4 protein-coding genes are annotated in these 17,713 nt (G+C 64.7%); all 4 read left to right on the top strand.

Going from position 1 to position 17,713, the window contains the following annotated elements:
* The first annotated feature begins 501 nt into the window (after window positions 1-501).
* The 4 genes from MYCSM_RS28370 to MYCSM_RS28355 are packed head-to-tail and all read left to right on the top strand — an operon-like array spanning window position 502 to window position 17,709.
* Entirely contained in the window at window positions 502-2,253 is a 1,752-nt protein-coding gene (locus tag MYCSM_RS28370; protein ID WP_015309624.1) for an AMP-binding protein, read from the top strand.
* Window positions 2,250-7,025, top strand: coding sequence for an SDR family NAD(P)-dependent oxidoreductase (locus tag MYCSM_RS28365; protein WP_015309623.1), 4,776 nt, complete (start codon window positions 2,250-2,252; stop codon window positions 7,023-7,025). Before MYCSM_RS28370 ends, MYCSM_RS28365 begins: the two co-directional genes overlap by 4 nt.
* Entirely contained in the window at window positions 7,022-12,304 is a 5,283-nt protein-coding gene (locus MYCSM_RS28360; protein ID WP_015309622.1) for a type I polyketide synthase, read from the top strand. Before MYCSM_RS28365 ends, MYCSM_RS28360 begins: the two co-directional genes overlap by 4 nt.
* A complete protein-coding gene (locus MYCSM_RS28355) occupies window positions 12,304-17,709 on the top strand; it encodes a type I polyketide synthase (RefSeq protein WP_015309621.1) in 5,406 nt (1,801 codons plus the stop codon). Before MYCSM_RS28360 ends, MYCSM_RS28355 begins: the two co-directional genes overlap by 1 nt.
* Window positions 17,710-17,713: the final 4 nt, after the last annotated feature.

Below are 17,713 nucleotides of genomic sequence, written 5' to 3'. Positions count from 1 at the left end.
GCGATGTGCTACCGCATCGGTACGGTTGCCCAATTGCTAGCAAGGGTGCACCCATCTGCGCAGATGTGTGACGTGTCGTCGAAGTAGGACTGGTTCGAGTGCCCCTGCGGCACACCGATGCGCCGGTGTGACCCGGCGCCGGGCGGGCCTGCTTAGCCGGTGCAACCGATTGTCGTTGCCCTCGGCGCACCTGATCCCGCGCATGAGGTCGTAGGGACGCGACGCGGCGCTGGGCGCTAGAGGCCAGAGTTAGCAAAGAATCGACGCACGCGTCAGAGGATCGCCCTTCGCTGTTCCGGCGGTTACCACCTGCAGCAACGTCAGCTTTTCATGATCAAATGAAACTTGAGGCCGCAAAGGCGATCTGCTACTAGCTGTTCAGGTTGCAGACAATTGCTGTGCATGCATCCACTGCCGATTTAGAAAATGGCGACAAATCTTCGCCAGCGCGTTGTAACGTGCGTTTCTCATAGCGACCATTCAGGACGGAAAGGTGTTGCCATGCCGATGGTCGAAGCGTCTATCCCGGCTGCTCTGCGCGAGCGAGCCCGGCAACGACCGGACACGCCTGCCTTCACGTTCGTCGACTACGAGACCGACCCGGCGGGCTTCACCACAACCCTCACCTGGTCTCAGCTCTACCTGCGTGTGCAGGCGCTGGCAGCAGAAATGGAGTCGTGCGGCGAACCCGGTGACCGCGTCGCGATCCTGGCTCCGCAGGGCCTCGACTACGTCGTCGGTTTCCTCGGCGCAATGGACGCCGGGTACATCGCGGTACCGCTGCCCGTGCCGCTGATGGGCACACATGACGAACGCGTATCCGCGGCCCTGCGCGACAGTTCGCCCGTCGCCATCCTGACGACAACGGGTGTGGTCGATGACGTCGTTACCTCCACTCGGGATGCGCAAGGCTGGCCTACACCAGCGCTGGTCGAGGTCGACGCCCTCGACCTCGATGCTCGACCCGCGATGCACGCAAACAGAAGTGCGGAAGCCAAAGTTGCCCTGCTGCAATACACCTCGGGCTCGACTCGTAAGCCGGCCGGTGTCGTGGTGACGCACAGCAATATCGTGGCGAATCTCAACCAGGTGTTCTCCGACTACTTCGAGCAGTTCGGTAAGGCCGCGCCGCCAGACACCACGCCCGTTTCGTGGCTGCCGTTCTACCACGACATGGGCCTGCTTCTCGGGATATTCGCGCCAGTCGCCGCCGGGATTCACGCCGTGGTCACGACTCCTATGGCGTTCCTGCAGAAACCCGCCCGATGGATGCAGCTGCTGGCCGACAACACGCGATCTTTGACGGCTGCACCTAATTTCGCGTTCGAACTGGCGGCGCGGCGCACATCCGACGAAGACATGGCCGGACGCGACTTGGGCGACGTAATGGGCCTCATCAGTGGCAGTGAGCGGATCCACACCACGACGATCCGACGCTTCACTGAGAGGTTCTCGCACTTCAACCTTCCTGATTCCGCTTTGCTACCGTCCTACGGCTTGGCTGAAGCGACGTTGTACGTCACATCGTCGCCGCCCGGGCGCCGCCCAGAGACGGCTTGGTTTGACTACGAGAAGTTGTCGGCCGGGCATGCCAAGCGCTGCCACGCAGACAGCGGTGTGGAGTTGGTGAGCTACGGCGCGCCGCGAGCCACTACATTGCGGATCGTCGATCCCGAGACATGCGTGGAGAATCCGGCTGGGAAAGTCGGCGAAATCTGGATACACGGCGACAACGTCGCCGCCGGCTACTGGGGAAACCCACAAGCCACGCAGAGCACCTTCGGCGGTCACTTGGTGGAGCCGTCGCCCGGTACGCCGCTGGCACCGTGGCTGCGAACCGGGGACTTGGGTGTCATCTCCGAAGGTGAGTTGTTCATCGTTGGCCGAATCAAGGATTTGGTGATCGTCGACGGACGCAACCACTATCCAGATGACATCGAAGCGACCATTCAGGAGATCACCGGAGGCCGTGTCGCGGCGATTTCGCTGCCCGGCGAACAAGGTGAGCGTCTGGTCGCGATCGTTGAGATCAAGCAGCGTGCACACTCCGATGAGGACGCTCTGGAAAAGCTCCGCAGAATGAAACGGTCAGTGACATCGGCGGTTTCGAAGGCGCACGGCGTGCGGATCGCAGATCTGGTCCTGGTGTCGCGCGGGTCGATTCCCATTACGACGAGCGGTAAGGTGCGTCGATCCGCTTGCGTGGAGCGCTACGGCGAGCACCGATTCACACGACTGGATGTCGGCGCATGACGGTGATTCCCGACGAGGCCGCCGCCCGGCATTGGCTGGTCGATTACTTGGTGACGAAGGTGGGTTGCAGTCCCGATGAAATCGACTGCGATGCTCCTTTGACCGATCTAGGCGTGGGATCGCGCGACGCCGTGACGCTCTCGGGTGAAGTATCGGAACTTCTAGGGCGACCAGTGTCCCCGGTGGAGTTCTGGCAGTACCCGACGATCAGTGCGCTGGCCAAGTTCATGAGTGGTGCTGCACCGGAATCGCAGGCCGAGACGACGGCTGGCCGTGCTGGCGCAATGCTTGATGAACCGATCGCCGTAATTGGTTTGGGCTGCCGGTTTCCCGGTGACATCAGTGGCCCAGAATCGTTGTGGCAGTTCCTTTGTGACGGCCGGTCGGCTGTGGGGAAGGTGCCAGGGGATCGGTGGGCATCGTTTGACGACGGCTCGGTCCAAGTGGCGGCGGTGCTGTCGCACACCACGCGATGGGGTTCGTTCTTGAGTGACGTCGATCTGTTCGACGCGGAGTTCTTCGAGATCCTGCCGAGGGAGGCGGCCAAGATGGATCCCCAACAGCGCTTGTTGTTGGAGGTGGCGTGGGAGGCCTTGGAAAACGCCGGGACGCCGCCGAATTCCCTGCGGCATTCCCACACTGGAGTCTTCGTCGGGGCATGCGTGAGTGAGTACGGGTTCTTGGCGTCGACTGATTTGCCCGGCGTCGATGCCTGGAACAACACGGGTGGCGCGCTGAGCATCATCGCCAATCGGCTCTCGTATTTCCTTGATCTGCGGGGACCGTCCTTCGCGGTGGACACGGCTTGTTCGTCGTCGCTCGTCGCGGTGCATCTGGCATGTCAGAGCCTGCGAAGCGGTGACGCGAATCTGGCGATCGCCGCCGGCGTGAACCTGCTGCTGTCCCCGGCGGTCTTCCATGGTTTCGACCAGGCCGGTGCGTTGTCGCCGACTGGCCGCTGTCACGCTTTTGACGCCGGCGCGGACGGTTTCGTGCGTGGGGAAGGTTGCGGTGTCGCGATCCTCAAGCGGCTCAAAGATGCGCAGCGTGACGGCGACCGGGTGCTGGCGGTGGTGCGGGGGTCGGCGGTCAATCAAGATGGCCGGTCCAACGGGCTGATGGCACCGAACCCGGCGGCTCAGATGGCAGTACTGCGCACGGCGTACGCCAACGCGGGCGCTTCGCCGCAAGAAGTGGACTATGTCGAGGCGCATGGCACAGGGACGTTGCTCGGGGATCCGATCGAGGCGCGCGCCCTGGGAACCGTACTGGGCCCGGGACGAGCGGAGGACTCGCCGCTGTTGATCGGGTCGATCAAGTCGAACCTGGGTCATCTGGAGGCGGCGGCCGGTATCGCGGGTTTCATCAAGGCGGTGATGGCGGTTGAGCGGGGCAGCATCCCGCCGAGCCTGCATTTCCAGACGCCCAATCCGCACATCCCCTTCGGTCAATTGCGGCTGAAAGTCGCTGCGGCGCAGCATCAGTGGCCCCCAACCGAACACTTGCGCCGCGCCGGCGTGTCTTCATTCGGATTCGGCGGCACCAACGCGCACGTGGTGCTCGAGCAGGCGCCGACCACCGATAGCATTGCCCAGAACGAGATTTCAGCAGTGACGACACTGCTGGTTTCGGGCAAGAGCCAAGAGAGAATCGCGTCTCTTGCCGGGATGCTGGCTGACTGGATGACCGGCCAGGGCGTGAACGTGCCGTTGGTCGACGCTGCCCACACGCTCAACCACCACCGCACCGTTCATCCCAGATTCGCCACGGTGAGTGCCCGTGATCGCGCCCAGGCGGTGGCGGGCCTGCGAGCACTCGCCGAGGGTCGCTCCGTGCACGGAGTGACGCCTGCACACGACGGACCCTGCGGTGCGGGCACGGTGTTTGTCTATTCCGGGCAGGGTGCCCAGTGGGCGGGTATGGGGCGGCGGCTGCTTGTCGATGAGCCGGCGTTCGCGGAGGCAATCGATCAGCTGGAGCCGGTTTTCGTTGAGCAGGTGGGCTTTTCGTTGCAACAGGTGCTAACCAGTGGAGAGTCGGTGAGCGGGGACGCACGGGTGCAGCCGGTGACTATGGGGTTACAACTGGCGCTGACCGCGTTGTGGCGGTCCTACGGCGTTCAACCCGATGCCGTGATCGGGCACTCAATGGGGGAGGTGACAGCGGCGGTGGTGGCCGAGGCGCTCAGCGTGGACGAGGGGTTACGCATGATCGCCATTCGGTCGCGGTTGATGTCGCGACTGGCCGGCCAGGGCGCGGTAGCGCTCTTGAAACTCGACGCGGCCACCACCGCCGCACTGCTTGGCGACTATCCCGATGTCAGCGTGGCGGGTTACGCCTCACCGCGCCAGACGGTGATCGCCGGCCCACCGAAGCAGGTCGACGACGCGATCGCCGCCGTGCAACGGCAGAACCGTTTCGCCAGGCGGGTCAACATGGAGGTGGCATCGCACACCTCGCTAATGGACGCGGTGCTGCCCGAATTGCGTGCCGCATTGGCGGATCTCATACCCAAAGCACCTGTCATTCAGTTCTTTTCCACGGTCGCGGATCCCGCACGCGTTCCGGTGCTGGACGTTGACTATTGGGTGGCCAACGTGCGCAGGCCGGTCCGGTTCAGCGACGCCGTCACCGCCGCAGCTCAACACCACACCAGTTTCATCGAGATCAGCGCTCATCCGATGCTGACGCAAGCCATCACCGAAACGCTGGAAACGGTCGGCCATCACCACAGCATCGGCACCCTATGGCGCGACAGCGACGACACCATCAGCTTCCATACGAGTCTCAACGCCGTTCATACCACCAAGCCACCAGTCACACCGCATCCGCCGGAGCCGCATCCAGTGCTGCCCACGACCCCGTGGCATCATGGCCACCACTGGATCACTCGCAAGCGGCCACTGCCTCCGCGTGAAAGTGTTGGTACTGGCAGAGATTCGGTCGCACCGAACGTAGGCGTCGTGCCGTCGGAGTGGTATTGCGAACTGGGTTGGCCAATTCACCCTCTGCCGTGCGCCGTACGCAACGGCGCCAACGACTACTGGCTGGTGGTCGCCGAGGACAGTCTCGGAGCCGCCCTCGGTCGCATACTCGGCGACGACTCCCGGCTCAAGCTGCTGACGCACTCGACGCTGTCCGGGCACGCTGACCAGGCCGCGCTGCTGCGCGATGCCTTGGCCGGAGTCACCCACGTACTCTACGCTCCGGAAAGCTCATCGGGCGGCATGGACGCCCGCTTGGGTTATCGGCTGTTCAATGCCGCCAGGAGCGTGGCTGCAGCGATAGCCGGGTTGGCTTTGCCGCCGCGGTTGTTCCTGCTGACACGCAACGCTCAACCGATGTCGCCCGGGGATCGAGCAAATCCAGCGCACGCGGTGCTGTGGGGGTTGGGCCGGACACTAGCGCTCGAGCATCCTGAACTGTGGGGGGCCGTCGTTGATATCGACGAGTCGGTACCGGCGGAGCCGGCCGCCCGGTATCTGCTGGCTGAAGCGCTCGGTGGCGGCGGGGAGGATCAGGTCGTCTACCGCGCCGGCCTGCGACATGTCCCGCGCCTGCGCAGTCTTTCGGCCCCATCGACGGCGTCGGGTCAACTCGATGGGCAGCGCAGTCATCTGGTCATCGGTGCAACCGGCAACATCGGGCCGCATCTCCTTCGGCAGCTGGCTGACATGGGGGCCGCGAATATTGTTGCAGTGTCCCGCAATCCGGGTTCGCGGCTAGAGGACTTGGCGGCCGCGCTGTCGGCACAGGGCACGACTTTGACCACAGTCGCCGCGGACGCGTCGGATGAAGCGACGATGACCGCGCTGGTTGATCGGTTCGGCACCGATTTTGCCCCGCTGGGCGGAATCTACGTGGCTGCCTTCGGCGGTGGCCCGGTGACTCTGCGCGACATGACCGACGAGGACGTCACGGCAATGTTCGCGCCCAAGCTTGACGTGGTGTCGCTGTTACACCGACTGTCGCTCAATCAGCCAGTGACGCAGTTCGTTTTGTTTTCTTCGATCTCTGGGCTCGTCGGCTCGCGCTGGCTCGGTCACTACGCGGCAACGACCACCTTCCTTGATACCTTCGCCTTCGCGCGGCGCGCCGCCGGACTGCCGGCGACCGCCATCAACTGGGGACTGTGGAAATCACTGGCCAGCAATCAGAACGACGAACAGCAACGGGTGAGCTCCGAATCCGGACTCGAGCCGATGCCTGATGAGGTCGCGATCCAGGGATTGCGGTTGATCACCGGTCCCCACGTGCCAGCCCGATGCACCATCGTCGCCGCCGACTGGTCCCGGTTGGCAACGGCGTATCGCACCCGGGCACCGCTGCACATCGTCGACGACCTCGTGCCCGTAGAGGAAGGAGACCAGCCCGCCGCCGCGGCCCCGACCACGGAGTTCCTCGAGGCATTGCGCACGTGCGACCCGGCGCAACGGCGCGCACTGCTAGCGGATCACGTAACCAAGCTAGTCGCCGAGGTGATGGGCATGGACTCACCACAGTCGCTGGATCGATCGACCGGCTTCTTCCAATTCGGCATGGATTCGCTGATGAGCCTGACACTTCAACGGGCACTGGGGGAAACGATCGGAGTGACGGTGCCAACCTCGGTGGTGTTCGACTACCCCACAGTTGAAGCGCTCACCGACTACTTGGCGGCACTTCTTGCCGAATTCGCCGAGTTTGGCGGCCAGCACGGCGCGCCCAACGGCGAGCTCACCGAGGACGAACTGTTGCAACAGCTGTCGGAACGGCTGAGCGGAGCACGATGACCACCGCAGCCTCGGACCGACGGACGATCATCAGCGAAGCACTGCGCAAGATCGATGAGTTGACGGCGCGCCTTGAGATCGCCGAAAAATCCGATGTAGAACCAATTGCCGTGGTGGGCTTGGGCTGCCGATTTCCCGGTGGTGTCAACAATCCCGGGGAGTATTGGACGCTCCTGCGAGAGGGGCGCAGCGGTATCGTTCGGGTGCCGCCGGACCGGTGGGACGCCGACGCGTTCTACTCCGATGACCACACAGTGCCGGGCACCATATGCACACGGGAGGGCGGCTTTCTCACGTCTTGGAAGCCCGACGAGTTCGATGCGGAGTTCTTCAGCATCGCTCCGCGCGAAGCCGCGGCCATGGACCCGCAACAACGGTTGGTGCTCGAAGTAGCCTGGGAGGCACTGGAAGACGCTGGCATCACCGCACAGGCGATCCGCGGAAGCCAGGCTTCGGTCTTTATCGGCCTGACGACCAACGACTACGCGATGGCCTTCGCGGGCAAGGTACGACATATCGACGCGTATGCGTCCTTCGGAAATGCGTCGAACTTCGCCGCCGGACGGTTGGCGTATTTCCTCGGTGTCCGCGGTCCTGCGCTTGTCATCGATACAGCGTGTTCATCGTCTCTGGTGGCGGTACATCTGGCCTGCCAGAGCCTCCGCAGGTGGGAAAGTGACACCGCGTTGGCAGCGGGCGTCAATCTCATCCTGCGGCCGGAAAACAGCATTGCCTGCTCACGGTTCGGAATGTTGTCCCCTGACGGCCGTTGCAAGACCTTCGACGCGGGTGCCGACGGATATGTCCGCAGCGAGGGCTGCGGCGTAGTGGTGCTCAAACGAATCAGCGATGCGGTGCGCGACGGCGATCGGATGCTGGCGGTGGTCCGCGGTTCCGCAGTGAACCAGGACGGGGCCAGCAGTGGGCAGACCGTGCCCAACGGGCCGGCCCAACAAGCGCTGCTGCGTCAAGCCTTGGCGGCATCGCGACTGCAGCCATCGGATATCGACTACGTCGAGGCGCACGGCACCGGCACAGCACTGGGCGACCCGATCGAGCTCGATGCGTTGAGCCACGTCTTCTGCGAACGTGACGGCGCCGCACCGTTGGTGGTTGGGTCGGTCAAGACCAACTTGGGCCATCTGGAATCCGCCGCCGGTATCGCCGGATTCATCAAGACCGTGCTCGCCGTTCGGAATGGTTACATTCCCCGACACCTCAATTTCGAGCGTTTGACGCCGCATGCCAGCGAGGGTGTCTCTGAATTCATGATCGCATCGCAGCCGATGCAATGGCCACCGGTGCGACGCCAACGGCGGGCCGGGGTGTCGTCGTTCGGAGTCAGCGGCACCAATTCACATGTGGTGGTCGAGCAGGCTCCCGAACCTGATCCTGTTCTGCCGCAAGCTAACCCGGTGGTAACGACGCTGGTCATCTCTGGCAAGACGCCCGCGCGGATCGCGTCGACGGCGCAGAGGTTGGCCGACTGGTTGGAGGCCGACGGCCACGGTGTCGCATTGCCGGATGTTGCTCACACCGTGAATCATCACCGATCCCGATACCCGAAGTTCGCCACGGTGAGTGCGCGTGACCGCGCGCAGGCATTGGCCGGGTTGCGGGCGCTGGCCGAGGGCCGCTCGGCTGCGGGAGTGTCAGGCGCTCATGTAGGGCCGTGTGGCGCTGGCACGGTGTTCATCTACTCGGGCCAGGGGTCGCAATGGGCGGGGATGGGCCGTAGGCTGCTGGGCGACGAGCCTGCGTTTGCGTCGGCAGTGGCCGACTTGGAGCCGGTTTTTATTGCGCAGTGCGGCTTCTCGCTGCAGCAGACGCTCGACAATGGCGATCCCATTGTCGGCATTGATCGTATTCAGCCCGTGCTGGTCGGGATGCACTTGGCGTTGACTGCGCTATGGCGGGCGTACGGCGTTCACCCCGACGCGGTGGTCGGGCATTCGATGGGCGAGGTGTCGGCGGCGGTGGTCGCCGGTGCGCTGAGCCCGGGTGAGGGGCTGCGAGTAATCGCGACTCGGTCGCGGCTGATGGCGCGGCTGGCCGGTCAGGGCGCCATGGCGCTTTTGGAGCTGGGTGCCGTCGACACTGAGGCGCTGATCGGCGGGTATCCCGGCGTCGGCCTGGCGGTGTATGCCTCACCGCGTCAAACGGTGGTCGCCGGTCCGCCCGATCAGGTAGACGCGGTCATCGCGCTGGTAGCCGCCAAGGATCGGCTGGCCCGCCGCATCGAAGTCGACGTCGCCTCCCATCACCCCACCGTCGATCCGATACTCCCCGAATTACGCTGCGCTCTTGCCGATTTGATGCCGCGAACGCCGTCCCTCCCGGTGATCACCACCACCGCTGACCACATGGCCACTGGGACAACCATGTTCGACGCGGAATATTGGGCAGCCAACCTCCGCCAGCCGGTGAGGTTCACACAGGCTGTGGCCGCGGCCGCCGAAAAACACAGCATGTTCGTGGAAGTCAGTCCACACCCGCTCCTGACACATGCCGTGAGTGACACCCTGGGACGCGCTCACCACCACAGTATCGGAACCCTGCAACGCGACACCGATGACACACTGACGTTCCACACCAACCGCAACGCCACGCACACCATCCACCCCCCACAAACCCCACATCCCTGCGAACCGCATCCGCCCATTCCGACGACCCCCTGGCACCACACACAGCACTGGATCAGGTTCGACAAGCAAGTGGAGGCCGCAGGCGGCACGCCCAAACCAGGCACGTTGCTCGGCGAACACATCGCGGTTACCACCACACCTCCGGCAGATGTTTGGCAGGCGCGACTGGCGCCGGAAGCGAGGCCGTATCCGGGTGATCACCGCATCAGTGGCGTAGAGCTAGTCCCGGCATCCGTTGTGTTACTGACACTTTCGACAGCAGCATCCGAGTGTGGTGCACCGATGTTGTCCGATGTCCGTTTCGAGCATCCCATCGTCGTCGACCAGCCGAAGGTGATTCAGGTGGTCGCCACCGACCGATCGATCATCGTGTCTTCAAGCCCGGCGGCCGACGCCCCCGCGGACCGTTGGGTACGGCACGCGACCGCCCGAATGTCTCAGCGGCGTGAGGCCGACAATCGTGAGCGCACCGATACCGTGTGGACGGACCAACCGCTCGACTTCGACGTGTCGTCGATTGCCGACCTTCAGCGGTCATGGGGCCTCGAGGGACAGCCGTTCGCGTGGTCGATCGCGTCCTTGCAGTCGATGTCGGGCGGGCTCTGCGCCGAGGTCGACTTGCCACAGGCTTCCACGGTCGCACTCCTCGACGCCGCCGTACATGTGGCACGCCTCGCGGACGGCACGAACCCCCGCCTGATGTTCCCGGCCTCCGTTGAAAGTGCCCGGCTCGCTGCAGGAGTCGCCGCCGGGCGCGGTCGGGTTGAGATACGTCGGCGGCGCGGTCCGGGTGACGAACTCGTCGTCGATATCAGCGTCACAGCTCCCGACGGTATTACGAGTGTCGATATCCGCGGCTTGCGGTATGTGAGTGTTGACTCAGGTCCTGGTGCGGACAGCGAGCCGGCCTCAATCGCGCACGTGATCGAGTGGCGACCATGGGCGGGGCATGCTGCCGGGACACCCGTTGATGCGTCGGGCACGCTTGCGGTTGTCGGGGGCAGTGAGGCCGTCCAATCACTGCGCGAGAAGCTCGCCGATGCGGGCTATCCAGTGGCCGATGCCGCCGAAGCGCGATACGTCGTGTACCTCGCCGAACCCGAGGCTGTCAGCGGGGGTGACACCGATCTGGACTGCGCCGTTCGATCGTCGGCGGAGGTCGCTGATCTTGTCCACCGGCTCGCAGAACGCGACGACAACCACCCGGCAACCCTTTGGATCATCACCCGCGGAGTGCGAGAAGGGTTGGGTGACAACGGATTATGCCAGAGCTGCCTATGGGGGCTGGCCGGTGTCATCGAAGCTGAGCAGCCGCAACTGTGGGGTGGCCTGCTGGACCTGCCAGCCGGCGAGGACATCGCTGATCACGCTGTGAGGCTGTCGTCGGTGCTGGCTACACCGGCCAGATCCATTTTGGCGCTGCGTGGTGGCGAGTTCCTCGCGCCCGCCTTGGCGGCGGTGTCCGGTGAACGCGTACGAGAGCCGCTGACGTGTCGCCCGGATGCGGCGTATCTGATCACGGGAGGCCTGGGCGCGCTCGGACTGCTCACGGCCACATGGCTCGCCGACCGTGGTGCGCGTCGCCTGGTACTGGCCGGCCGCACCGCACTGCCGCCCAGGCGCGACTGGGACAACGACGCGAACGGCACGAACCTTCGTCGCGCGATCGCCACGATCCGGGCGCTGGAGTCCAGGGGCGTGACGGTCGAGGCCGTGGCGCTCGACGCAGGATCGGCTGATGCAGTGCAGCATCTGCTCGCCAGGCGCGACGGTGATGGGGCCGCGCCGATACGCGGTGTCGTGCACGCCGCCGGGGTCACCGACAGCCAACTGCTCACCGAGCTCGACGACACGCGACTGCGGCGCACGATGTGGCCGAAGATCGCGGGCGCACAGGCACTTCATCAAGCGTTCCCCCCGGCCACTGTCGACTTCTTGTACCTGATTGCCTCGGCAGGGGCGATATTCGGTGTTCCTGGCCAAGGCGCGTATGCCGCGGCGAACGCCTACCTAGACGGCCTCGCCCGTGCGCGTCGCCAGAAGGGCTGCCATACCGTCAGTCTCGACTGGGCAGCCTGGCGGGGGATTGGATTCGCGACCGATGCGCCGGTCGTCGCGCAAGAGCTGGAACGGATGGGGTCGCGGCCGATCACCCCGGAGGAAGCATTCGCCGCGTGGAAACACGTCGACTGCTATGACGTCGCGCAAGCGGTGATGATCCCGATGCGCTCCGCGCCCACGGGCGACCAGCCGCCGAAGCGGGCATGGACGCAGATGGCGGCCGAGGACATGCTTGGCGAACTCGAGACCGAACTGCGAACCATCGTGTCCCGCGAACTGGGGATGCGGAATGACGAATTGGAACTGGACCGACCGTTCGCCGACATGGGTCTCAACTCCGTGATGGCCATGTCGGTGCGACGAGAAGCCGAGTTACTTGTCGACACTGAGCTTTCGGCGACGATGATGTGGAACCATCCGACGATTGCGTCATTGGCTGCCTACCTGGCCAACAAGCTCGCATCACACGGCACCGACAGCGACATGGATGGAGTGTCGGCCGAGACTGATGGCCTTCTCGACGCGCTGTTCGACACGGTGGAAGCCTCCGCCTGCAATGAAGGCGGTCTCTGATGGCAGCCACCGCCTTCAGCCGGATCGCTGCTATGACCAACGCCCAGCGCGACGCGCTGGTGGATCAGTTCGGCAAGGCGTCACGGCTCGCCGCAGCCGAACCCGTGGCGGTGGTGGGCATCGGTTGCCGCTTCCCGTGTGATGTTGTAGGACCCGAACGTTATTGGACTTTCTTGGCCGATGGCAGAGATGCGGTCGGTGAGGTGCCGCCGGATCGCTGGGACGCTGACGCCTATTACGACCCGGACCTCGCCGCGCCGGGGCGCATGGCTTCCAAATGGGGAGGGTTCCTGCGCGAAATCGCGGAGTTCGACGCCGATTTCTTCGGGATCTCTCCCCGCGAAGCCGAAGCAATGGACCCGCAGCAACGCGTGCTGTTGGAGGTGGCCTTCGAAGCGCTCGAGCATGCTGGCATCGCGACCGACCACCTCGGCGGGATTCGGGCCGCGGTGTTGATGGGAGTGTATTACACTGAGTATCAAGGTATTTCGGCGGCGAATCCAGACGCGATAGACGCCTATTGCGCCACCGGCAACGCCCACAGCATCACGGTGGGGCGCATCGCCTACACGTTGGGACTGCGCGGTCCCGCGGTTGCGGTTGACACAGCGTGCTCATCGTCGCTGGTGTCGATCCATCTGGCCTGCCAGAGCCTACGGCTGCGCGAGAGCGATGTCGCCCTCGCCGGCGGCGTCAATCTCATCTTGCGCCCGGAAACGCAACTCGCGCTGTCTAAATGGGGGATGTTGTCGCCGCGGGGCCGGTGCCGCGCATTTGACGCTGGGGCGGACGGCTTCGTGCGCGGCGAGGGTGCGGGGGTTGTTGTACTCAAGCGCCTCATCGATGCGGTGAGTGACGGGGACAGGGTGCTTGCAGTCGTACGTGGCTCGGCGGTCAATCAGGATGGCCGCTCCAACGGTCTCACCGCGCCGAACGCGCTGGCGCAGCAAGACGTGATCTCGCGCGCATTGCAGTCGGCCGATGTGACCGCGAGCTCGGTCAATCTCATTGAGACGCACGGCACGGGTACCGCGCTGGGTGATCCAATCGAGTTCGACGCGTTGGCCGCGGTCTACGGCCGGGGAGACGGCCCGTGCGCCTTGGGAGCGGTGAAGACGAACTTCGGTCACCTCGAGGCCGCAGCCGGGATCGCCGGGTTCATCAAAGCGGTTCTGGCGCTGCAGCGCAGTAGGATTCCGACGAACCTTCATTTCACACATTGGAACCCGGCCATCGACCCGGTGCCGACGCGGCTGTTCGTTCCCACAGAGACCACGGCGTGGCCGCAGTGTGCAGGTCCGCGGCGCGCCGCGGTGTCGTCGTTCGGTTTGGGTGGCACCAATGCGCATGTGGTGCTGGAGCAGGGACCTGATCCGTTATCGTCGTCGCGCGACGGTGAGTCTCCCGCGGTGACGACATTGGTCGTGTCGGGCAAGACGTCTGAGCGGCTGGCGTCGACGGCTGCGATGCTGGCGGATTGGATCGAAGGCGACGGGTCAAGTGTGGCGTTGTCGGCCGTAGCCGAGACGCTCAACCACCGAGCCCGCTACGCGATATGCGCCACAGTGTGCGGACGCGATCGTGGTGAGGCAGTCGATGGGTTGCGCGCGCTGGCCGCCGGCCGATCCGCACCGGGGGTGCAGGAGCGGCGAGGCGAGTCGCGGGGCCCGGGCATCGTGTTCGTGTACTCGGGTCAGGGCTCGCAGTGGGCCGGAATGGGCAGGCGATTGCTGGCCGACGAGCCTTCTTTCGCCGCGGCAGTGGCCGAATTGGAGCCAATTTTCGTTGCGCAGTGCGGCTTTTCGCTGCAGCACGTCCTGCAGGCCGGTGAGCCGATAGCCGGTATCGATCACATCCAGCCAGTCCTCGTCGGTATTCACCTGGCGTTGACGCAACTGTGGCGCTCGTACGGGGTGCAACCGGATGCCGTCATTGGTCACTCGATGGGGGAGGTGTCGGCGGCCATCGTCTCCGGAGCGCTGACTGTTGCCGACGGACTGCGCGTGATAGCGACGCGGTCGCGGTTGATGGCGCGGCTGTCCGGCCAGGGTGCGATGGCACTGTTGGAATCGGATGCGCCGGCCACCGAAGCGTTGATCGCCGACCACCCCGACGTCGCGCTGGCGGTATACGCCTCACCGCGTCAAACGGTGATCGCTGGACCGCCCGACGAAGTCGACTCGTTGATCGCGGCCGTCACGGCGCAGAATCGGCTCGCACGACGCATCGACGTGGACGTGGCTTCTCACCATCCGACTATCGATCCGATACTGCCCGAGTTACTCGGTGCCCTGGCGGATTTGGATCCTGTCACCCCGAAGATCCCGCTGATCAGTGCCACCGCGCCTGCCGGTCAGCCGCCGGCATTCGACGCGTCCTACTGGGTTGCAAATGTCCGCAACCCGGTACGATTCGCGCAGGCGGTGGCGGTTGCCGCGGAGAACCACTCCACGTTCATCGAGATCAGTCCCCATCCGCTGCTGACTCATGCGCTCACAGAAGCCATCGAATCGGTCAGGCCGGGCGGGAATGGTTTTGTCACCGGCACTTTGAACCGCGACGACGACGAAACATTGACCTTCCACACGCAACTCGTCGGCGTTCAGACGCCGACGGGTAGTACCGGTAGCCGGAGCCGGCTGGCCGACGTCCCGCCCACACCATGGCAACATCAACGCTACTGGTTAGCGAACCGGCCGACGGGCCAGATGCCGACCGGTGCCCACCTGCTGCTGGGCATGCACGTCGAAATGCCTTCGGGTCACGACCACGTTTGGCAGGCCGACGTGGGAACCGATGCCGTCGGCTGGTTGGCGGACCACAGAGTACACGGCCAGCCCGTCATGCCCGCAGCAGGTTTTGCCGAAATCGCGCTTGCCGCAGGCAGCGAAGCTCTCAGCCTGCCGCCGGCAGGGGTGGCGGTGACCCGGCTCGAAGTGGAGCAGATGCTGCCACTGAACGGCGAGACACGGGTGACAACACAGCTCACCCGAAGCGCGGACGACGAAATACGAATCGAGATCCATTCCAGGTCAACGGGCGGTCATTGGTGTCGCCACGCGGTGGCACAAGTCGAGGCAACGCAGCCCTCGCATCGTGCGGTTCTGGCCAACGAGGAGGCGGACCCAGGAACTGAGGTGGCAGTTGGGGATTTCTACAGTGCGCTGCGCCGCACGGGCGCACAACACGGCCCAGCCTTTGCGGCGTTGACTCGGATCGTGAGGCGGGACAACGGATCCGCCGAGACCGAGATCGCACTGCCCGACACGGCTACCGCACACCGAGGCCTCCGAATCCATCCCGTGATGCTCGACGCAGCGCTGCAAACACTTGCTGCCGCCATGCCCGCCGAAACACTGGACGCCTCAACGGAAGTCACATACCTGCCGGTTTCGATCGATCGCATTCAGCTGCTCGGCGCGGTGGGGCGGCGAGGGCGCTGCCGCGCGGAACTCGTCAGCCTGGACGACGACGGCGCCGGCAAGCTGGGGCGTATCACGCTGATGGACGCGTCGGGGACACCAACGGCGGAGATCAGCGGGGTGTATCTGCGACGCGTCGAACGCCGAGCGGTGCCATTGCCACTGGACCAGAAGATATTCGATACCGGCTGGCTGGAGTGCCCTACGCCGGCGCGTAACGATGTGTTGCCTGCCGGCAGTTGGTTATTGCTGCACAACGACTCCGATAGCGAGGCACTGGCAGACGCCTTCGCGACCCGCCTCGGCTCACCGAGTATGAGAGTAATCACCGAAGACCTGTTTGATGAGGCCGCGGTGCTCGAGGCGTTCGCGAAGACCGCCTCAGCTCCTGGACTTCCGCCCGCCGGGGTAGTCATCCTGGTCGGAGGGCACCTATTCGACGGCACTGCCGCACCCGACGCGCTTCAGCGTACGCGCGAATTGATCTGGGCCATCTCGACGACGCTGCGGGCGGTCATCGGCGGCTGGCATGGGCAATCGCCGAGGTTGTGGTTGGTCACTCGCAGCGGTCTCGCGGTTACAAAAGATGAGTCGGGCGATCCGGGGATCGGTGCGCTTCGAGGCCTCGTACGTGTGCTCGCCTACGAGCACCCGGATCTGCACACCACGCTGGTCGATGTGGGCCCGGCGGACGATGCCGTTGCCACGGTCACCACTGAACTTCAATCACCGGCCGCCGACGATGTGATCGCCTGGCGTGGCGGGCGCAGATACGTCGAACGACTGAGGCGCGCGGCCCTGAGTGTTGCAGTCCACGATCCGGTTGTCCGGCGCGACGGCTCATACGTCGTCACCGGTGGCCTCGGTGGCCTTGGCATGGTCGTCGCGCGGTGGCTCGTTGACAGGGGAGCCGGCCGGGTCGTCCTCAACGGCCGCACTCCGCCCTCAGATGCGCAGGAGGCTGACCTGGCCGACCTGCGTGCTCATACCGAAATCACGTTCGTCGCAGGCGATATCGCGTCACCCGGAGTGGCGGAGCAGCTGGTGTGTACTGCCGAAGAGAACGGACTGCCGTTGCGCGGAGTAATGCACGCCGCTGCCGTCATCGAGGACGCTCTGGTGGCGACTCTCAACAAGGAAAGCTTGGGCCGCGTGTGGGCGCCGAAAGCGGAGGGCGCGCTGCGGCTGCACGAAGCGACTGCACACAGGCAGCTCGACTGGTGGGCGGGCTTTTCGTCGGTGGCCTCCTTGCTCGGCTCGCCGGGGCAGGGCGCGTACGCGTGCGCCAACGCATGGCTCGACGCACTCGTCGAGTGGCGCCGAACTTCGGGTCTGCCTGCCATTGCGCTCAATTGGGGTCAGTGGTCAGAGGTCGGAGTCGCCCGGTCGCTGAGGTTCGGCGTACTTGATCCCATCAGCCCCGCTGAAGGTGTCGCAGCCTTGGATTCGCTGCTGGGCAGCGACCTCGTGCGGGTCGGTATCACCCGGCTGCGTCTTGATCGCGCGGCGGCAGCGTTTCCAGAGATCCGCAAGCTTGGTTACTTCGCCGAGATGGTTGAGGAACTCGACGCCATCGATTCCGGGGGCGATTGGCCCGGTGTGGATGCCCTGCGCGAACTCACGCCCGATGACGTCGACAGGATCGTCACAGAACGGTTGCGCCAGCGCATCTCGGCGATCATGGGCTACCCCGACCAGTCGGCAATTCCGGGAACGAAGCCGTTGACGGAGATCGGAATGGACTCGCTCATGGCGGTGCGCATCAGGAACACCCTTCGTGATGATTTCGGGGTGGAGCCAGCCGTGGCCCTCCTGTTGCAAGGTGCTTCGTTGGGAGATCTCGCCAATGAACTCACTCAACAGTTGGGCCTGGGCTCGCATGACGACGCGGACAGACCCAACGCGCTGCGCGACCGAGCGCATCAACGTGCCGCGGCACGCCAACGTGCCGCCACACGGCGAAAGGTAGGACAACGAGTGTGACCAG

Origin of the sequence: Mycobacterium sp. JS623, assembly GCF_000328565.1 — a bacterium.
In the GTDB taxonomy this organism is placed as follows: domain Bacteria; phylum Actinomycetota; class Actinomycetes; order Mycobacteriales; family Mycobacteriaceae; genus Mycobacterium.
This window is presented reverse-complemented; position numbering and strand designations above follow the sequence as displayed.